Below are 20,239 nucleotides of genomic sequence, written 5' to 3'. Positions count from 1 at the left end.
CGTGTAATAAAAAGCGCCGGGGATATTTTTATCGCCGGCGCAGATAAAAATATACAGAAAGGCTAAATTCCTATGTTCAAAGTGACTTTTAAATTTGAAAACGGCGAAGACGTCACAACTTTCGCCCAGGAAGGAGAAATCCTTTTAGAAGTAGCGAGAAAAACGAATGTGGCTATCGATGCCCCCTGTTCCGGCAATGCTTCCTGTGGTAAATGCAAGGTGAAGCTGGTGGCAGGTGAAATGAATTCTCCAAAGACCCGTCACATCTCCGATGAAGAGTATGCAGAAGGTTGGAGACTGGCATGTGTGAGCAAGCTGACAGGTGATGTGGAGGTACAGGTACCCGACATTGCATCCGCTTACAGGAGCCGGATGAAAGTCGCAGATTTGAGTTCCAAAGAGGAGATTGCCATATTTGATCAGGCAAAATCCGATGTGGAAGCAGCAGGAATTACCTTGAAAAACAGTCTGGATATTATCCATGTGACTATGGATGAACCGACTCTGGACGATACCATGCCGGACAATGAACGTCTGATGCGTGCGATCAAAAGGGAAACCGGTGTAAAAAGAGTGCGTCTGCCTTATTCTGCACTGCGGAAGATTTCCGTTGTTTTCCGTGAAAATCATTTTGATGTACAGTGTATTGTGCGCAGGACAGCAAATGATATTTTTGTGTATGACGTTTACGGCAGAGATGAAAAAGTAGTAATCGGCGGTTTGGCTATTGATATCGGTACAACCACGGTATCTGCACTGCTGGTCAATATGCAGACAGGTGAGATCCTTGGGAAAGCTTCAGCCGGAAACGGTCAGATTCGCTATGGCGCGGATGTTATCAACCGTATTATCGAGTCTATGAAACCGGGCGGAAGCGAGAAGCTGCAGGATGCAGTGGTGAATGAGACGATCAATCCTATGATTGAGCAGATGTGCCGCTCCTGTGGATTCAGCCCCCTGCACATATACCGTATGTGCATTGCATCCAACACTACCATGAACCATCTGCTGACAGGAATGAATGGTGATCCAATCCGTATGGAACCATATATTCCTACCTTTTATAAAACAAATTCACTGTTTGCTTCTGATATCGGAATCAGAGTAAATCCGGATGCCCATATTATACTGGCACCGAATATCGGCAGTTATGTGGGCGGAGATATCACAGCAGGTACTTTGGTAAGTATGCTGTGGAATCGTCCTGAATTTTCTCTGTTTATTGATCTGGGTACCAACGGCGAGCTTGTATTCGGCAATTCTGATTTTATGATGAGCTGCGCCTGCTCTGCGGGACCTGCTTTTGAAGGCGGGGATATCAGCTGCGGTATGCGTGCGACGGACGGCGCAATCGAGGCATGTACCATTGATGCGGAAACGATGGAGCCCAGCTACTCTATTATCGGAGATGAGGGTGAGAAACCCATCGGTCTGTGTGGTTCCGGTATCATTGATGTGATCAGCGAATTGTTCCGAACCGGTATTATCAATCCGAAAGGAAAGTTTGTTCGGGAAGGAAAACGTGTCCGCCATGATGAGTATGGCATGGGCAGCTATGTGCTCGCATTCGAGGAAGAGTCGGGCACTGTCAAGGAAGTGGAGATCAATGAGGTGGATATTGATAACTTTATACGGGCAAAAGGTGCTATCTTCTCAGCCATCCGTACCATGCTTGTCTCTCTTGACTTTGATATCTCCATGATTGACGATGTTTATGTAGCCGGTGGAATCGGCAGCGGCATCAATATGAAAAATGCCGTGAGAATCGGTATGTTTCCGGATATTCCTCTGGAGAAATTCCATTACATTGGAAATTCTTCTTTGTCCGGCGCATATACCATGCTTCTGTCAAAGGAAGCAGAGCAGAAATGTTATGAGATCGCGTCCAATATGACGTACCTGGAACTTTCCACTGTACCGAGTTATATGGATGAGTTTGTAGCATGTTGTTTTATACCACATACGGATACGTCCCTGTTTCCGTCTGTAACAGAGCAGTAGAAGGTACGCTTGGCGGATCCGTTACTGCAGCGAATAAATAGACTGACTGAGGTGAAGAGATGAATTTTGAATACGCAAAGGACAGTAAAGAGCAGCGTCCTTATGAACATTATCTGAACGCATACAGAGAGATGGACCCGAAAGAAATCAGCGGGCGAACCGGTATTCCTTACGATGAGGAAAAAGGGCTTTTTACCGTGAAACTGATGGGAAGTACCTACCAGGTGTCTTTTCCGGATTATGAAATTCATCACGTGGAGGATTCCATTGGGGTATATCCGCTGGAGGACGCCATGAATGCCAAGATTCTCATTGTCCGCTTTTTGACAGAGAGAAGCGCAGCACCTGCATCAGGGAAATTTCTTACCTATCATGATGTTCCCTGGGGTGAGGTTTACTTCAGACAGTTCCAGGGCAGATGTCTGTTTCGGCTGGCATTTGGCTATGGAAATAAGCTTTCTGTGTTCCGTAAGATTATGGAACATTTGGGAGCAGAAAAATGTGCAGAGGGAGACTGTTCCTATAAACTGGAATTTATGGACAATCTGCATGTAAAGTTTATCTTGTGGGAAGGGGATGACGAATTTCAGCCTTCTGCACAGATATTGTTTTCTGATAATTTTGCTGTCACATTTGCCGCGGAGGATTTGGCGGTTGTGGGCGATATCAGTATCAACATGATGAAAGCATTAGAAAAAAAGTTGTCTTAAAAAAGATTGTTATAGTAGAGTAGGTATTACGCGTTAAGTGTCATGGGATGGGAAGTTGTCCATGAACGAAGGCAGCCAAAGGCTCCACGATGTAATATTGCGTCCGCTACTACATTAAAGGCAGATATGAATTCTTCTCTTTGGTGTAGTAAACTACTATGCCATAAGTACATAACGAGAAGGGACAGTTATGCTGTCCCCGGGAGACAACAGATGAAGGAGGATTTATATCTGATGAAAAAAGTGAATAATGTAAAAGTTTTGGCATTTACGGGTGTTCTGGTAGCAATGAGTATCATTCTGACCAGGCTGGTCGCAATCCCTATCGGTACCAGTATTCGGCTCACCGTAGGTCAGACGCCTGTATATCTCTGCGGCTTTTGGTTTGGCCCTTTGGTAGGGGGAATCTGCGGCTTTTTATCTGATTTCCTTGGGGCGATCCTACAGGGGTATGCACCGAATCCCATGATTTCTGTCACTGCTATTCTGGCTGGTGTGCTGCCGGGTCTGTTTCGTCATTTTTATACAAAGAAACTGGAAATCTGGCATGTGCTTGCAGTGATCGTTGTTCATGGAATCGTTGGTTCTCTTGGATTTACATGTCTGGGACTTCATATGTACTACGGAACGCCGTGGGTAGTTTTGTATGCCCAGAGACTGGTTCAGACACCGCTTCTGGTCGCACTGAATACGCTGCTGGTGTTCTTCCTCTATAAGAGTCCTCTGACAGCTATGGTAAATAAGAGCACCATGGTGAAAAATGGGCCTGTAAATGTGACTGACCATGCAAAATAATCCCCTAAAGGGATTTTATATAAAGCCGGAGAAATTCGGCAATGAAAGAAAGAGAGGTATGTGAGAGATGGGATTTTCAACTGTACCATGTAATGAATTTGTAGAAGTACTGGCATCAAAAGCACCGGTTCCGGGCGGCGGCGGAGCATCTGCTCTGGTTGGCGCTGTGGGAACAGCCCTTGGCAATATGGTGGGCAGCCTGACTGTGGGCAAGAAAAAGTATGCAGAAGTGGAAGACGAGATGTGGGAGCTGAAAAAGAAATGTGACGCCCTGCAGAAGGATTTCTTACGTCTGATCGAGAGAGATGCAGAGGTGTTTGAGCCCCTGTCAAAAGCATATGGTATGCCTCGTGCAACAGAGGAAGAGAAGGCTGAGAAAGCAAGAGTTATGGAAATCGTTTTAAAGGATGCCTGCTCTGTACCGATGGAAATTATGGAGAAGTGCTGTGAAGCGATTGAAGTGATCGTGGAATTTGCGGCAAAAGGTTCCACACTGGCGATCAGTGATGCGGGCGTTGGTGCAGCTTTCTGTAAAGCAGCTTTAAAGGGTGCCAGCCTGAATGTATATATTAACACAAAATCCATGGCTGACAGAGCTTATGCAGAAGAGCTGAATAAAAAAGCAGATGCAATGCTGGAGAAATATACGAAGATCGCTGACGAAACCTTTGACAGCGTACTTTCCAGACTGAAATAATTGTTTGATACCTTATGTGACAGAAGCTGTGGCATAAGTTGCTGAGAGGTTACTATTCACGGCCAATGTCCCGGGAGGTGTTTTGCGAAGCAAAATCCCGAGTTAGCCAGCGCCAAAATGCAATTTATTGCATTTTGTACCCTAAAGGGCAGAACTGTGCATGGCGAAGCGTGCTACTGTTCATAGAACTGCGCTTTTGGCAGGGCTGTGAATAGTAACCTGAGTGCCCAAAGGGCAGGATAAAAAGATGCAGGAGGATTCATAGAGAATGGCAAAAAGATTACTGGGTAAAGAAGTAACAGCAGCATTAAACGAGAGAATTAAAGCAGACGTGGCAGCACTGGAGGAAAAAGGTGTAAAACCAACTCTGTGCATAATCCGTGTAGGTGAAAATGAAAGTGATATTTCCTACGAGAGAGGTGCAACAAAACGCTGTGAAACACTTGGTGTTGCATGCGAGAAAATTCTGCTTCCGGCAGATGTAAGCCAGGAAGAACTTCTGGCAACGATTGACAAGGTGAATAAAGATGACAAGATCCATGGTGTACTTTTATTCCGTCCGCTGCCGAAACACCTGAACCAGTCCGTTATTGAAAATGCACTGGACCCGGCAAAAGATGTGGACTGCATGACCGATGGTTCCATGTCAGGTGTATTTACAGGTAAGAACGTAGGTTTCCCGCCCTGTACCCCTCAGGCTTGTATGGAAATCCTTGACTTTTACGGAATTGACTGCACAGGTAAAAAGGCAGTTGTTGTAGGCCGAAGCCTGGTAGTAGGAAAACCGGCAGCCATGATGCTGATCAAGAAAAACGCAACGGTTACTATCTGCCATACCAGAACTGTGGATATGCCTTCTGTAGTGAGAGAGGCAGATATCGTTATCGTTGCTGCAGGACGCGCAGGTGTTATCGACGATACCTATTTAAGTGCAGGACAGACAGTGATCGATGTTGGAATCAATGTGAACGCGGAAGGAAAACTCTGCGGAGATGTTGACTTTGAGAAAGCAGAGCCTGTTGTGGATGCTATTACTCCGGTTCCGGGCGGTGTTGGAAGTGTAACTACTTCTGTACTGGTTGGACATGTAGTGGAAGCTGCAAAACGTAAATTTGCGTAATACATAAATAAATAGTTAGTATACATGCCCCTGGAAATCCATATCTGTGGATATCCGGGGGCTTTGTTCTTGACTTTTCAGGCAGAAAGCAGTATGGTGCCCTATGATAACCTATGTGGTTATCTTTACAAAAACAGTAAAGGGTGATAGAAATGAGAAAGTTTAAAATTCGATGGCTGTTATTTATAGTTCTATTTTTCCTGGTCTATCTCGTAGCAGGAGCGGTGGGTCCGTTTGTCCATTATAAAAAGGTGTCAGAGGAGACAAAGAAGAACTTTTCCGTGTCAGAGTGCTACAGAGACCGCACAGGCGTGGACAGAGCGATGCTGCTGGAGACAAATAAGAGCGCATGGGATGAGAGAATCCGGCTGTTTCATCAGGCAAAGGAGCGAATTGTACTTTCCACATTTGACATGAGAGATGGAAAGAGCACAAGGGACTTGCTGGCTGTTCTGTATCACAGGGCAGAGGAGGGAATCAGAATACAAATTCTGGTAGACGGGGTGAGCGGTACCATCCGTCTGGAGGGGAATGAGCTTTTTTATGCTCTTTCTTCCCATCCGAATGTGGAGATAAAAATATATAATAAACTGAATCTGGCAATGCCCTGGAAAACCCAGGGAAGAATGCATGATAAATACGTCATTGTGGATGAAATGGCCTATATTCTGGGCGGCAGGAATACCTTTGACTACTTTATCGGCGATTATCCAAATAAAAATATGAGTTATGACAGGGAGGTACTGATTTATAACACGAATCCAAAGCAGCGGGGAGAGGATGAAAGTTCCCTGTATCAGGTGGAGGCGTATTTCAGCCGCATGTGGGATAAAAAAGAGTGCAGGCTGTTTCATGATCAGGAAAACCTGAGGGAGGACCATAAGGTTAAGAGCATGATTGACATGCTGACCAAAAGATATGAAAAACTGAAAAAGGAAAATCCGGATTTGTTCCGGGATTGTGATTACGGTGAGATGACCTGCGAAACAAACAAGGTGACTCTTCTTTCAAATCCAACGGGGATCTATGGAAAGAAGCCGGTATTGTTTTATGAACTTTCCGAACTTATGAAGCAGGCAAAAGAAAGAGTGATCATCCATACTCCGTATGTGGTTCTGAACGGTTACATGAAGAGAGAACTGACAGAGATCGCGGGGCAGGTACCGGACAGCAGAATGGTCATCAATTCTGTAGAAAACGGTGACAATTTTATGGCATCCAGCGATTATCTGTACAGGAAAAACGAGGTATTTAATACCGGTGTGCAGATTCTGGAATATGACGGCGGCGTATCTTATCACGGGAAATCTGTGGTGATTGATGAGGATATGTCTATTATCGGCTCCTATAATATGGACCTGCGCAGCACATATGTGGATACTGAGCTGATGCTGGCAGTACAGAGCAGGGAACTGACAGAGGAGTTGACCGGATATATGGAGGAGATGGAGAAGGACTGCAGGACCGTGACTGGACCTGATACCTATGAAGTACCTGAGAATATACAGGTGGAGGAGATCCCTTTCTGGAAAAAGGCTGCTATGCGTGTGGTCGGGCTGATCATGCAGCCATTTCGCAGTATGGTGTAGAGAATATCCGGGAAAAGTCAGGGGAGATTCCAATCTATGGTTTTCATGGAATCATCCCGGATGTATAATAGAACTATGAGAAGTGAATCGTGTGATGAATGCAGGGAGAGGAGTTGATATCATGTCAATACGTGGTGCTGTTATGGTCCCCCATCCGCCGCTTATCATTCCGGAGGTGGGAAGGGGACAGGAGAAAGGGATTTCAGCTACAACAGCGGCATATGAGAAGGCCGCGCAGCATGTGGCGAAGCTCTGTCCGGATACGGTTGTGGTGACGACACCGCACACTGTCATGTATGCGGATTATTTCCATATCTCACCGGGAAGAGGAGCATTCGGGGATTTCGGACAGTTCAGAGCAAAAGAGATCCGGATGGATGCAGAGTATGATTCAGAATTGCGCAGCTATCTGTGCAGACTTCTGGACAGGGATGGGTTTATGGCCGGAACCAGGGGGGAGCGCGACAGCAGGCTGGACCATGGGGCTATGATTCCCCTGTATTTTCTGAAGAAACAGAACGTCAGATGTAAGGTCCTTCGTATTGGACTGTCAGGACAGTCACTGGAAGCACATTATCGGCTGGGACAGTATATCAGCCGGGCCGCTGATGCGCTTCACAGAAATGTTGTCATGATCGCCAGCGGAGATTTATCCCATAAGCTTTTGGAGAGTGGTCCTTATGGGTACCAAAAGGAGGGGCCGGAGTATGATGAAAGAATCATGCAGGTAATGGGAACCGGAAATTTCGGGGATCTCTTGGAATTCGGGGAGGAGTTCTGTGAGAAAGCAGCAGAGTGTGGGCACCGGTCTTTTGTCATCATGGTCGGGGCTTTGGATGGAAAAGCTGTAAACGTAAAGCGTTTGTCTTATGAAGGTCCGTTTGGCGTAGGATATGGAATCTGTACATATGAGGTTTCAGGTACGGATGAGAAAAGGCATTTTCTCAGTCAGTATGAAGAGATACAGAGACGAAAGCTGGAGAGTATGAGAGCATCCGAGGATGCCTATGTGAAGTTGGCAAGAAAGTCCTTGGAGACTTATGTGAAAACAGGGAGAAAGACGGCGGTTTTGGAGAATCTTCCGGAAGAATTACGTTCCGGGCGTGCAGGTGTATTTGTCTCTCTGAAACTGCACGGAAGGCTGCGCGGATGCATTGGAACAATTTCACCTGTGACAGATTCCATAGCGGAGGAGATTGTGGAGAATGCCGTAAGCGCCGGCTGCCGTGATCCCAGATTTTCACCTGTCAGGGAGGAGGAGCTTGACAGACTCGTCTACAGTGTGGATGTTCTGGGGGAAACAGAAGAAATTGCATCACCGGAGGAGCTGGATGTAAAGGAGTACGGCGTGATTGTGTCTAAGGGGAGAAAGAGAGGTCTCCTTCTTCCGAATCTGGAGGGCGTGGATACCGTGGAAGAACAGATATCCATTGCCATGCAGAAAGCCGGTATCGATTATATGGAAGAGGGAATCAAGCTGGAAAGATTTCGGGTGACCAGACACAAGTGATAACAGGATGCGCATGAGTGCGGAGGAATCTTATGGGAAACGTATGTGGAGTTTGTATGCATCACTGCCGGCTGGAAGAGGGACAGACAGGACGCTGCAGGGCAAGGCGGAATGTGAAGGGCAGAATAGAATCTGTCAATTATGGAAGATGTACTGCGCTGGCGCTGGACCCTGTGGAGAAGAAACCGCTGCAGAGATTCTATCCCGGAAAAAAGGTCCTTTCTGTGGGCAGTTTTGGCTGTAACATGTCCTGTCCGTTTTGTCAGAATTTTGAGATTTCCATGGCCGGTGAACAGGAACTGGAATCTGTGCCCTTCAGCCCCAAGGAGCTGGCCAAGCAGGCAGAGGCGTTGAGAACGCGTGGAAATATAGGCATCGCTTTTACATATAATGAGCCTCTTGTGGGGTATGAATATGTGCGGGATACTGCCAGAGAAGTAAGAAAAAGAGGAATGAAGAATATCCTTGTCACCAATGGAGCATTTACAGAGGAGACAGAGGATGCTGTGCTGTCATATATTGATGCCATGAATATAGATCTGAAGGGGTTTACAGAATCGTATTACAAAAAATTGGGAGGGGACCTGGAAACCGTAAAAGCATTTATAGAAAAAGCCGTCAAAGTGTGTCATGTGGAACTTACCACACTGGTGGTGCCCGGAGAAAATGATTCTGTTTCTGAGATGCAGAATCTGGCCAAATGGACGGCATCCTTGAGCTGTGAGATTCCGCTGCATGTGACCAGGTTCTTTCCACGATGGAAGATGCAGGACCGGGAGGCAGCCGATGTTAGGAAGGTATATCGGCTGGCAGAAGAGGCAGGAAAGTATCTGAAGTATGTGTATACAGGAAACTGCTGATTGGGTGTCTTGGCGTGCGCAGGTTCATCACTGGAATTCAGGCATGTGTTTACGGTACCATATGGGCAGCATATTGCGTTGGCAGCGAGGGTTTTTGCGCTGTTCAATGCCGATAGTCTGAAAGAAGGATTTCCAGAGGCCCACATAGGGGTCAAAGCGGTCTTTGGAAGCTTCCATGTAGGAGAGTTCTTCATGTGTCACGGGAGTCAAAAAGTAGTCGCTGTCAGCAGGATGTACGACGGAAAGCATCCGTGTCTTGTCTACGATCATCCAGTGTTCTGAAGGCATACGGTCCTCAAAGTTGGGGGCAAGGAGTGTGAGGACATTACATTTGGGTTCAATGATGGAGAGCAGTACCTGGTTTTTCAGCCGGGAAAAGCGGACAAATTCCCGAAAGAGATGTGCTTCATTGGCTACTTTCCGGTCCAGCTCAAAAAGAGCGGATACGGCAGGATTACCGAACATCCGGGAGGTTTTTTCTCCGCAGACAAAACCAAGGATCATGTAGCGGTAGATAATATCCAGTTTGTCAGGATGGTCGGACATGGCAGCCCGGTAGATGTCATGATATGAATTTTCGGAAATTTTTTGCCTGACGGAGCGGATCACTTTTTGTACTTTCTCTTCGTCGGGGTCTACGTGGCGGTAGTCGCAGAAAAGTTCCGGGGACCAGATGGGTTCAATCTGGAGTTTTATGTTGTTGTGGCCCAGACGGGCGGACCAGGCGTCGTAGATGCAGGTCATCATGGATTCAAAGGTGTCTTGGCAGGTGAATATTACCATGTGGGGGCTCCTTTCAAATGATATGGGGACGGGAAACTCGCGGGGGAGAGGCCGGGGCGCCGTGTCTGCGGTGAGTTTCCCTGGGTATTGGCGGTTGAACGGTGTGAAAAGAAAAAACAAAAAAGACTATACTATAGCTGGCCGCTGAGGGTTTTTAGGGAATCCTCGGGGGCGGGGGTGGACAGGTGCAGGTCATCGAAGAGGGAGAGCTGGCGGTAGGTTTGGGGATGATCCAGGGACCAGGTGGTTTTTTGGTCGGTGGAGGTGAGCTGGCGGGTGATGAAATCCTCTTCAATGGGGGTGCGGTACAGCATTTTGCCGCTGCAGGTGATAAAGTATTGGGCGCGTTTCAGGACGACGCCCAGTTTTTTTAGGGCCGGGAAATCCAGGCGGGTGGTCTGGCGGGCCTGGACGATCCGATAGGCGGATTTGTTGCCCAGGCCGGGGACTTTCAGCAGATCCTCGTAGGATGCGGTCTGAATCTCTATGGGGAACAGCCCCAGGTGGCGCAGAGCCCAGTCGCACTTGGGATCCAAAAGGATGTTGAAGTTCGGACGGCTGGGGTCCAGAAGGTCCTCTGCGTGGAAGCCGTAAAAGCGCAGAAGCCAGTCCGCCTGGTACAGACGATGCTCTCTTAAAAGGGGAGGGGCCGTGTCCAGGGAGGGAAGGGCGGAGTCCTCGTTCAGAGGGACATAGGCGGAGAAAAAGACGCGCTTTAAGTCAAACTGCTGGTACAGGGACTGTGTTACCTGTAAAAGCTGGTAGTCGTTTTCCGGGGTGGCACCGATGATCATCTGTGTGCTCTGGCCTGCGGGGACAAAAGAACGGTTTTGGGCAGCAGGCAGAGAAGGTGTGTTTTGGCGGAAATAAAAGGACGGACTTCCGGCATCCGATGAGGGTACAGGATGGGCCGGGGAGGCAGAAGGGCCTGTACCGGCAGGGGTCTGAGGGCCGTTCAGAGCTTTGCTGCCGGAAGAGCCTGTGATGGTGTCCTGTTTTTCTTTTTTGTCTTTGAAGATGGAGTTGGAGAGGTAGCGGTTGGCACTGCTGCGCTCCATCTGGGCAGACTTGCCTATGGAGAGGCGGTAGTCTGTGATGCCGTGCTGTATTTGTTTTATGGGCTTTAAGATATTCTCATGACTTTTGCCGGGTGCCAGGGCATGAAGAGACTCTCTGGTGGGAAGTTCCATATTGACGCTCATGCGGTCAGCCAGATAGCCAATCTGCTCAATGATCTCAGGAGCGGCTCCGGGGACGGCTTTAGCATGAATATAGCCGCGGAAATGGTATTTGGTGCGCAGCAGATAAAGGCTTCGATACATAAGTTCCATGGTATAGGTCGGTGTTTTTACGACGCCGGAGCTTAAAAAGAGACCTTCTATATAGTTTCTTTTATAAAATTCTACGGTAAGGCTGCAGATCTCATCCGGGGTGAAAGTGGTGCGCACTTTGTCGTTGGAACGGCGGTTCAGACAGTATTTGCAGTCATAGATGCACTCATTGGATAATAGAATTTTTAACAGGGAGATACAGCGTCCGTCAGAGGCAAAGCTGTGGCAGATGCCTGCAGCTACGGAATTGCCCAGACTGCCCTTCTCACCGCGGCGGTCAGAGCCGCTGGAGGTACAGGCCACATCGTACTTGGCCGCATCAGATAAAATCTTTAGTTTTTCTTCCAGGGTAAGGGATGATGATAAGTACATATTGCTCAAATCCTTCCGAATGTATGTTCTGCTTACAGAATAGCACAGGGAAGAAAAAGTGTCAAGAACAAATGTTCGGTTCTATGGCATTTTATGAAAGAAAAGGAATATCTGAAGGGCTGGAAGCATATAATTTAGCAGTACGATAAGGGGGTATTTTCATGGATACATATAACATTTATAAAGACATACAAGCCCGCACCAGAGGAGAAATTTACATAGGGGTAGTGGGACCGGTGCGGACGGGAAAATCCACATTTGTCCGCCGTTTTATGGAGCTGGCAGCACTGCCTAACATGGAAGAGACAGCACAGAAAGAGGTGAGGGACCAGCTCCCTTTAAGCGGTTCCGGAAAATTGATCACCACCGTGGAGCCAAAATTTATTCCGAAAGAAGCCGCTAAGATAAAAATCGGTGATGATGTGACCGCGAAGATCCGTCTCATCGACTGTGTAGGGTATATGGTGCCGGATGCAGCGGGCAATATGGAGGACGGCAAGGAGCGTATGGTCAAGACTCCCTGGTTCGGATATGAAATACCTTTCCATCAGGCAGCGGAGACAGGCACAAAGAAAGTGATCGAGGAACATTCCAATATCGGTCTTGTTATCACATGTGACGGTTCTTTTGGAGAGATCCCCAGGAATAATTACATAGAGAGTGAGGAGAAAACCGTTGCGGAGCTGAAAAAAGCGGGAAAACCGTTTTTGATCCTGGTAAATTCCCAGAAGCCCTACAAGGAGGAGACACTTGCTCTGTGTGAGGAGCTGAAACAGAAGTATCAGGCAGGTGTTCTGAGCGTGAACTGTGAGCAGCTCCGCAGGGATGATGTGACCAGGATCATGGAAAAAGTATTGTATGAGTTCCCAATCGTACAGATGGAATTTTTCATACCGAAATGGGTGGAAATCCTTCCTACAGACCATTATCTGAAAGCAGAGCTGCTTAGCTGTATCCGGGAACTCATGGGAAAAATGAAATACGTGAAAGATGCCACCAGGGATAAAATGGTTCTGAAATCCCAGTATGTGCGAAATCTGGTACCGGAGGCCCTGGATCTTTCCACCGGCAGGGTGAGGATACGGGTGGACATGGATGAGAACTGGTACTATGCTGTCTTAAGTGAGATGACAGGGGTATCCATTTCCGACGAGTATGAGCTGATCCATACCATGCAGGAACTGGCTAAAATGAAGGAAGAATACGTGAAGGTGCGGGAAGCCATCTCCTCTGTGAGAGGAAAGGGCTACGGTGTAGTGACACCGGATAAATCGGAAATTAAGCTGGAAGAGCCCATGGTCATTAAACAGGGCAGCAAATACGGCGTGAAAATTAAATCCGTCAGTCCGTCCATCCATATGATACGGGCCAATATTGAGACAGAAATTGCCCCCATCGTGGGAAGCGAGGAACAGGCAAAAGACCTGATCGAATATATCAAGACCAGCGATGAGAGACAGGAGAGTATCTGGCAGACAAATATTTTCGGCAAGTCTATCGGACAGTTAGTTGAGGACGGCATTCACACAAAACTGGTCCAGATCAGCGATGAGAGCCAGGTAAAACTTCAGGATACCATGCAGAAAATTGTCAATGACAGCAAAGGCGGACTTGTCTGCATCATCATCTGACGGAAGTGCGCTTTTACATTGACTTTTCCCGGGGAAAATTATATAATTACAACAGTGATTATATGACCCGGAAACGTTACGGAAGCAGGTGGAATTCCTGTGCAAGTCCGTTACTGTAAAGCCAGATACGTGCGGTGCCGGAGAGGGGGACGTCTGCGGCAACCGGACAGTTCAAAACAACAGGATAAGTGTGTGTTTTTTATTCTGCTGTTACCCATAAGAAAAAGAATCCGTTGTCAGTTTTCTGGCAGCGGTTTTTCATTTATGAAAATAGAAAACCGCAGAGCGGGTTTTCTGAGATTTTAGCAAAAGATGCGGCTGATACCGGCCGATTCGGAGAAATGAACATATGACACATAAGACTGGTCTGGAAGACTATTACATTATCAGGAATAACAGGAAGATGCGTTTCGGTTACACCACCGGAACCTGTGCGGCTGCAGCTTCCGAAGCGGCTGCCCGGATGCTTTTGTCAGGAGAGGAGATCCGGGACATCTCCTTTATGACACCAAAAGGAATACTGCTGAATCTGGAGATTCTGCATATCGAAAAGGGGGAGGATTTTGTGTCCTGCGCTGTGCGCAAGGACGCGGGAGATGACCCGGATATGACAGACGGTCTGGAGATCTTTTCCCGGGTAAAGAAAACCGGTGAATCTAAAATAGTTCTGGACGGCGGCCCCGGCGTGGGACGCGTGACAAAGAAAGGTCTGGAACAGCCGGTGGGCAGTGCGGCAATCAACAAAGTACCCCGCAGTATGATTCTGAAAGCAGCGGAGGACATCTGTTCGGAATATGATCATGAGGGTGGTCTGGAAATCATTATAAGCGTTCCAAACGGGGAGGAGGCGGCGAAGAAGACCTTCAACCCAAGGCTGGGTATTCAGGGAGGTATTTCTATTCTGGGAACCTCCGGAATTGTGGAGCCCATGAGTGAGAGCGCGCTCATAAAAACCATAGAAGTGGAAATGCGGCAGCGTGTGGAAAACGGCAGCCGTTTTCTGCTGGTGACCCCCGGCAATTACGGCTCCGCATATCTGAAGGAGCATATGGACCTTCCCCTTGAGGGGGCCATGAAATGCAGCAACTACGTGGGTGAGACAATCGACATGGCAGTTTCCATGGGTGTGGAAGGCATTCTTTTTGTATCCCATATCGGAAAATTTGTAAAGGTGGCGGCAGGGATCATGAACACCCATTCCCGCTGTGCAGACGCCAGGGCTGAAGTACTGGCTGCCAATGCCATGCGCGCGGGAATATCCGCAGAGACGGCACTGGATATTCTGAACACCGTCACCACAGATGAAGCGCTGGTGCTGATTCAGAGAGAGGGAAAGCTGAAGGAGACCATGAAAGAGGTGACAGACAGGATTTCCTATTATCTGCATCACCGCGCTTATGACAGGATGAAGATGGGTGCCGTTATTTTTTCAAACGAATTCGGCTATCTCGGAGAGACAGAAAAAGCCGGGGAGCTGATGAGGCTGATAAAAGAAGAACAGCGGTAACCGCTCAGCCTTCCGCTGTCACAAAGAAAATACGTTATCAAAAGATAAAGGAGAAGGAAACAGATGAAAGGTAAATTGTTTGGATTAGGAGTGGGGCCGGGAGACCCGGAACTGCTTACACTCAAGGCGCTCCGCCTGATCAGGGAAAGCGAGGTCATCGCCGTACCCGGAAATAATGTTAAGGAGAGTGTGGCTTATAAAATTGTAAAAGGTGCCTATGACGGCCTGGATGAAAAAGAACTCATTCCAGTTGCCATGCCCATGACAAAGGACAAAAAGGTATTGGAGGCCAATCACGACAAGGCGGCAGACGATGTGGAAGCCCGGCTGAAAGAGGGGAAAAATGTGGCGTTTCTCACACTGGGGGACCCCACTGTGTACTCCACTTACCTCTATGTACATAAAAGGATCGTGGAGCGCGGATATGAGGCTGAGATCGTAAGCGGCATTACCTCCTTCTGCGCAGTGGCGGCCAGACTGAATATGGGACTTGTGGAGATGGCAGAGCCTCTTCATGTGATTCCGGCTACCTATAATGCGGATACCATGGATGACATTCTGAAGCTTCCGGGCACCAAGGTGCTGATGAAGACAGGTAAAAAACTGAAACAGGTGCGTGAGAGCATACTGGAAAGCGGACAGGCAGCAGTTATGATCGAGGACTGCGGTATGCCCACAGAAAAAATATATGAGTGCGCAGAGGACATACCGGAACAGTCCGGATATTATTCCCTGATTATTGCAAAAGAGAAGGAGACATTATGATACATTTTGTAGGAGCGGGGAGCGGTGCCCCTGATTTGATCACCCTGAGAGGAAAGAAATTTCTGGAGGAAGCAGATATCATCATTTATGCAGGTTCCCTGGTGAATCCGCAGCTTCTGGAGTACGCGAAGGAAGGCTGTGAGATTTTCAACAGTGCCAGGATGACACTGGAGGAGGTTCTGGATGTTATGCGCAGGGCCGAGAAGGAGAATAAAGTGACGGTGCGCCTTCATACAGGTGACCCCTGTCTGTACGGTGCCATCCGGGAGCAGATGGATGTGCTGGATAAGGAGAACATTGCCTATGATTACTGTCCGGGCGTAAGTTCCTTCTGCGGAGCGGCTGCAGCTCTGGATCTGGAATATACGCTGCCAAATGTGTCCCAGAGTGTGATCATCACAAGAATGGCAGGCAGAACGCCGGTGCCGGAAAAGGAGAGTATTGAGTCTTTTGCGGCGCACCATGCCACCATGGTGGTGTTTTTAAGCACAGGCCTTCTGGAAGAGCTTTCCAGGCGGCTGATCGAGGGCGGTTATACCGCAGATACACCGGCAGCAATCGTGTACAAGGCCACCTGGGAGGATGAGAAATCCTTTGTCTGCACAGTGGGAACTCTGGCGGAGACAGCCAGGGAGAACCAGATCACCAAGACAGCACTTATGATCATCGGCGATGTGGTGGCGCATAACGGATATGACCGTTCAAAATTATATGATCCCGGTTTTACAACAGAATTCAGAAAGGGTACGGATTCCATATGAAAGTTTCCATTATCAGCTTCAGCCGTGCGGGATACCGTTTGAGCGAGATGCTCTACTGGGTGATGAAAGAGCGCGGATATGAGGTAGAGTCCTATACAAAAAGTAAATATACAAAAAAAGTCATGGATGAGTCACAGCTTGAGGTGGACGACAGGTCCTTCCGCAATGTAAAGCAGTTTGCAAAGCCTGTTGACGCCTCCATAAAAGAATGGGCGGGCATGCGCTTCCGGGATTCCGATGCCATTGTGTTTGTGGGAGCCTGCGGAATCGCTGTGCGCAGCATTGCCCCCTTTGTGACCAGTAAGAAAATAGATCCGGCTGTCATTGTGGTAGATGAGCAGGGCGGTTTTGCCATTTCCCTGCTGTCAGGACATATCGGCGGTGCCAATGAACTCACGGAGGAGATCGCGGACATCATTCACGCCACACCGGTCATCACCACAGCGACGGATATCAATAAGAAATTTGCGGTGGATGTGTTTGCCAGGAAAAACGGATGCTATATTTCCGATATGGATCTGGCGAAGGAGATTTCCGCAGCGCTTGTGGATGGAAAGGAAGTGGGATTTGCCAGTGATTTTCCATGGATCGGGGATATCCCCTCAGAGCTTGTGCTGCTGGATGAGGAAAAAGAAAAACCGGAGATCGGTATCTATGTGACGGATAATTACCAGAAGCATCCTTTTGTCCATACCCTGTACCTGGTGCCAAGAGTGGTGACAGTAGGTGTGGGCTGCAGAAAGGATACCGAAAAAGAGACTGTGGAGCGTGTCATCCGCAGAGCCTGCGATGAGCTGCTGCTTCCCTCTGTATCTATGGAGCGGGTGGCAAGCATTGACCTGAAAAAGGATGAGGCGGGAATTATAGGGTACTGTCAGGACAGAAACCTGCCTTTTGTCACTTATACAAAGGAGGAGCTGGCACAGGTGGAAGGCACCTTTGCGGAGTCAAAATTTGTGGAAGAGGTGACAGGCGTGGACAATGTCTGTGAACGAAGCGCAGTACTGGGCAGCAGCCAGGACGACGTGAAGAGTATGTTGATCTTAAGAAAATATGCGGAGGACGGAGTGACCGTTGCTCTGGCCAGAAGGAAATGGAGTGTGCATTTTGAATAAATTATACGTGGTGGGTATCGGTCCCGGTGCCTATGAAAAGATGACAATTGAGGCTGCGGAAGCCCTGAAGAACAGTGATGTGATCATTGGATATACGGTATATGTGGATCTGGTAAAGGACCATTTTCCGGGAAAAGAGTTTCTCACAACGCCTATGAAAAAGGAAGTGGAGCGCTGTGTCATGGCTTTTGAGGAAGCCGTGAAGGGAAAGACCGTATCCATGATCTGCAGCGGTGATGCAGGTGTGTACGGTATGGCCGGCCTGATGTATGAGGTAGGCGTGGGATATCCCAGCGTGGAACTCACTATCATTCCGGGGGTTACGGCAGCCACCGGCGGGGCAGCAGTTCTCGGAGCGCCTTTGATCCATGATTTCTGTCTGATAAGCCTCAGCGACCTGCTGACTCCATGGGAGAAGATTGAGACCAGGCTGTTAGATGCGGCTCACGGGGATTTTGTAGTCTGCTTGTACAATCCGTCCAGTAAAAAGCGCCATGATTACCTGATGAAAGCCTGTGACCTGATGATGAAATACAAGTCAGAGGACACTGTCTGCGGAATTGTGGGCAATATCGGAAGAGATGGGGAAGAGATGAAAGTCATGACTCTGAAAGAGTTGAGGGAGACAAAAGTGGATATGTTTACCACAGTCTTCATCGGCAATTCCCAGACAAAGGAAATCGGCGGCAGGATGGTGACGCCGAGAGGCTATAAAAATGTGTAAGGTCCTTGTGTTTGCAGGCACCACGGAAGGCCGTAAGACTGCGGAATTTCTGGACAGCCAGTCCATACCCTCCCATATCTGTGTGGCTACGGAGTACGGGGAGGAGCTGCTGCCTAAAAGCGGGAATATGACGGTTTCCCATACGCGCCTTACAGAGGAGGATATGGAAAATCTTATGCGCAGCATACAGGCAGACCCGGTCATTGATGCCACCCATCCCTATGCGGCTGAGGTGACAAAGAACATCCGCACAGCCTGCGAGAAGACAGGATGCAGATATGTAAGGCTTCTCCGCAGCAGCAGGGAGAGTGATCAAAAAAATGACAGAGCCGTTTACGTCTCCAGTGTGGACGAGGCTGCCGAGTATCTGAAGGGCACCAAGGGAAACATTCTGGTGACAACCGGAAGCAAGGAAATCGCCAAATATACAGTCATTCCCGATTACAGAGAGCGGGTGTTTGCCCGGGTACTCTCCCTGGCAAATGTGGCGGCACAGTGCGCGGAACATGGATTTGAAGGGAAAAATCTAATCTGCATGCAGGGGCCGTTCTCGAAAGAGATGAACAGGGCTATGATAGAGCAGCTTAACTGTAAATACCTGGTCACAAAAATGTCAGGCGCCACCGGAGGGTATCAGGAAAAACTGGATGCAGCCCTGGAGACAGGCTGTACCCCTATCGTGGTGGGAAGACCTCTTGTGGAGGAAGGAATTTCCCTTGCTGCGTGCAGGAGGATGCTCTGCAAAAAGTTTTCCCTGCATCCGTCCCGGGAAATTTCTCTTGTGGGAATAGGTGTAGGCAGCGAAAAACTCATGACACTGGAGGCACAGCAGGTGCTGAAGGAGGCGGAACTCATCATCGGCGCCAGACGTATGGTGGAGGCAGCCGCTTATGAGGGGCAGGATACCTGCATGGAGTATGACAGTGATAAAATCTGCAGCTATATAGAGGAACATCCGGAATATGAGAAGACAGCCGTTGTATTGTCCGGGGACGTGGGTTTTTACAGCGGAGCAAGAAAACTTCTGGAAAAGCTTTCGGGACATCACGTGCGGGTGGTATGCGGAATCTCCTCCCTGGTGTATTTCATGGGAAAAATCGGCAGATCCTGGGATGACGCGTTTATCACAAGCGCCCACGGAAGAAATGCAAATCTGGCAGCAGCAGTCCGCACCCATGAGAAGGTTTTTGCAATTCTTGGCAGCAGGGACGGCGTGTCTGTGCTGGCAGGGAAACTGATGGATTACGGAATGGAGCATGTACGTCTGTTTGTGGGAGAGCAGCTTTCCTATGAACAGGAGAAGATCATTTCCGGTTATCCAAAAGATTTTATCTCTTATACCGGAGATGCTTTAAGCGTGGTATATGCGGAGAACAAAGCATTCGTGCCATATCCGGCCACCCATGGCATACGGGATGAAGAATTTGTAAGGGATAAAGTGCCCATGACAAAGGAGGAGGTGCGCACAGTATCTCTTGCCAAGCTGGGGCTTCTCAGTGACTCTGTCTGCTGGGATGTGGGAGCAGGAACAGGTTCTGTCTCTGTGGAGATGGCGCTTCGGGCCGCCCGGGGAAGGGTTTACGCCATTGAGAAAAAATCCCTGGCTGCGGAACTGCTTCAGAAAAATAAAATGAAATTTGCAGCGGAGAATCTGATCGTTGTGGAGGGGGAGGCCCCGGAGGTGCTGGAAGATCTGGAAGCGCCTACTCATGCATTCATCGGCGGCTCATCCGGAAATATGAAAGCCATTATGGAACTGCTGCTGCGCAAAAATCCCAGGGTCAGAATCGTGATAAACTGCATTGCCATGGAGAGTGTGGCGGAGGCGCTGCGCTGCTTAAAGGAGCTGCCGGTCACAGATACGGATGTGGTGCAGCTCAGTGTGGGAAGGGCAAAAAAAGCAGGGCCTTACCATATGATGATGGGCGAGAATCCAATCACCATTATTTCCTGTACAGGAGACATCAG

Annotated in this window: 17 protein-coding genes and 1 riboswitch; of the genes, 15 read left to right on the top strand and 2 right to left on the bottom strand. The window is 48.6% G+C overall.

The annotated features are described in order from the left end of the window. The first annotated feature begins 72 nt into the window (after positions 1 to 72). The 8 genes from acsV (at position 73) to amrS (ending at position 9,282) form a co-directional block, all read left to right on the top strand. The gene (gene acsV, locus V8Q34_RS17610) at positions 73 to 2,001 is read left to right on the top strand and encodes a corrinoid activation/regeneration protein AcsV (RefSeq protein WP_033141834.1); all 1,929 of its coding nucleotides are present in this window, start codon (positions 73 to 75) and stop codon (positions 1,999 to 2,001) included. Positions 2,002 to 2,060: 59 nt separating this feature from the next. Then, on the top strand, positions 2,061 to 2,711 hold the full coding sequence (locus V8Q34_RS17605) for a DUF3786 domain-containing protein (RefSeq protein ID WP_033141833.1): 651 nt from the start codon (positions 2,061 to 2,063) through the stop codon (positions 2,709 to 2,711). Positions 2,712 to 2,724: 13 nt separating this feature from the next. Next, positions 2,725 to 2,822, top strand: a riboswitch (THF riboswitch). A 102-nt stretch (positions 2,823 to 2,924) separates the two neighbouring features. After that, the gene (locus V8Q34_RS17600) at positions 2,925 to 3,506 is read left to right on the top strand and encodes a folate family ECF transporter S component (RefSeq protein ID WP_033141832.1); all 582 of its coding nucleotides are present in this window, start codon (positions 2,925 to 2,927) and stop codon (positions 3,504 to 3,506) included. 67 nt (positions 3,507 to 3,573) lie between these two features. Next, positions 3,574 to 4,203, top strand: coding sequence for a cyclodeaminase/cyclohydrolase family protein (locus V8Q34_RS17595; RefSeq protein WP_033141831.1), 630 nt, complete (start codon positions 3,574 to 3,576; stop codon positions 4,201 to 4,203). A gap of 268 nt (positions 4,204 to 4,471) precedes the next feature. Continuing rightward, positions 4,472 to 5,323: a bifunctional 5,10-methylenetetrahydrofolate dehydrogenase/5,10-methenyltetrahydrofolate cyclohydrolase gene (locus V8Q34_RS17590; RefSeq protein ID WP_029468715.1), complete on the top strand. Its 852-nt coding sequence runs from the start codon at positions 4,472 to 4,474 to the stop codon at positions 5,321 to 5,323. Between the two features lie 152 nt (positions 5,324 to 5,475). Beyond that, positions 5,476 to 6,912, top strand: coding sequence for a phospholipase D family protein (locus tag V8Q34_RS17585; RefSeq protein ID WP_335835991.1), 1,437 nt, complete (start codon positions 5,476 to 5,478; stop codon positions 6,910 to 6,912). Between the two features lie 121 nt (positions 6,913 to 7,033). Beyond that, positions 7,034 to 8,422: an AmmeMemoRadiSam system protein A gene (amrA, locus tag V8Q34_RS17580; protein WP_335835990.1), complete on the top strand. Its 1,389-nt coding sequence runs from the start codon at positions 7,034 to 7,036 to the stop codon at positions 8,420 to 8,422. Between the two features lie 32 nt (positions 8,423 to 8,454). Beyond that, positions 8,455 to 9,282 carry an AmmeMemoRadiSam system radical SAM enzyme gene (gene amrS / locus V8Q34_RS17575; RefSeq protein WP_103732801.1) on the top strand — a complete coding sequence of 276 codons (828 nt, stop codon included), beginning with the start codon at positions 8,455 to 8,457 and terminating at the stop codon, positions 9,280 to 9,282. A 27-nt stretch (positions 9,283 to 9,309) separates the two neighbouring features. On the opposite strand, the gene V8Q34_RS17570 is transcribed toward amrS, so the two are convergent. Next, a complete protein-coding gene (locus V8Q34_RS17570; RefSeq protein WP_148392755.1) occupies positions 9,310 to 10,065 on the bottom strand; it encodes a TIGR03915 family putative DNA repair protein in 756 nt (251 codons plus the stop codon). Between the two features lie 131 nt (positions 10,066 to 10,196). Beyond that, on the bottom strand, positions 10,197 to 11,768 hold the full coding sequence (locus tag V8Q34_RS17565) for a putative DNA modification/repair radical SAM protein (RefSeq protein WP_227211076.1): 1,572 nt from the start codon (positions 11,766 to 11,768) through the stop codon (positions 10,197 to 10,199). 161 nt (positions 11,769 to 11,929) lie between these two features. Between V8Q34_RS17565 and spoIVA the strand changes: the two genes are divergently transcribed. The 7 genes from spoIVA to cobK all read left to right on the top strand — a co-directional run. After that, positions 11,930 to 13,399, top strand: coding sequence for a stage IV sporulation protein A (spoIVA, locus tag V8Q34_RS17560; protein WP_033141826.1), 1,470 nt, complete (start codon positions 11,930 to 11,932; stop codon positions 13,397 to 13,399). A gap of 349 nt (positions 13,400 to 13,748) precedes the next feature. Continuing rightward, positions 13,749 to 14,906 carry a cobalt-precorrin-5B (C(1))-methyltransferase CbiD gene (gene cbiD, locus V8Q34_RS17555; RefSeq protein ID WP_033141825.1) on the top strand — a complete coding sequence of 386 codons (1,158 nt, stop codon included), beginning with the start codon at positions 13,749 to 13,751 and terminating at the stop codon, positions 14,904 to 14,906. A 63-nt stretch (positions 14,907 to 14,969) separates the two neighbouring features. Further along, a complete protein-coding gene (gene cobI / locus V8Q34_RS17550) occupies positions 14,970 to 15,671 on the top strand; it encodes a precorrin-2 C(20)-methyltransferase (protein WP_033141824.1) in 702 nt (233 codons plus the stop codon). Further along, positions 15,668 to 16,432: a precorrin-4 C(11)-methyltransferase gene (gene cobM, locus V8Q34_RS17545; RefSeq protein ID WP_033141823.1), complete on the top strand. Its 765-nt coding sequence runs from the start codon at positions 15,668 to 15,670 to the stop codon at positions 16,430 to 16,432. The genes cobI and cobM overlap by 4 nt, the downstream gene beginning before the upstream one ends. Then, positions 16,429 to 17,547, top strand: coding sequence for a cobalt-precorrin 5A hydrolase (locus V8Q34_RS17540; RefSeq protein ID WP_335835989.1), 1,119 nt, complete (start codon positions 16,429 to 16,431; stop codon positions 17,545 to 17,547). Before cobM ends, V8Q34_RS17540 begins: the two co-directional genes overlap by 4 nt. Continuing rightward, positions 17,540 to 18,271, top strand: a complete 732-nt coding sequence (gene cobJ, locus V8Q34_RS17535; protein ID WP_033141821.1) for a precorrin-3B C(17)-methyltransferase — start codon at positions 17,540 to 17,542, stop codon at positions 18,269 to 18,271. Before V8Q34_RS17540 ends, cobJ begins: the two co-directional genes overlap by 8 nt. Next, positions 18,264 to 20,239, top strand: a 1,976-nt coding sequence (gene cobK, locus V8Q34_RS17530) for a precorrin-6A reductase (RefSeq protein ID WP_335835988.1), incomplete at its 3' end; no start/stop codon positions are given. The genes cobJ and cobK, both read left to right, overlap by 8 nt.

The sequence above is a fragment of the Blautia sp. JLR.GB0024 genome, assembly GCF_037000545.1.
GTDB lineage: Bacteria > Bacillota > Clostridia > Lachnospirales > Lachnospiraceae > Blautia > Blautia celeris.
Note: the sequence above shows the minus strand (reverse complement) of the source record. Positions and strands in the feature narration are given on the sequence as shown.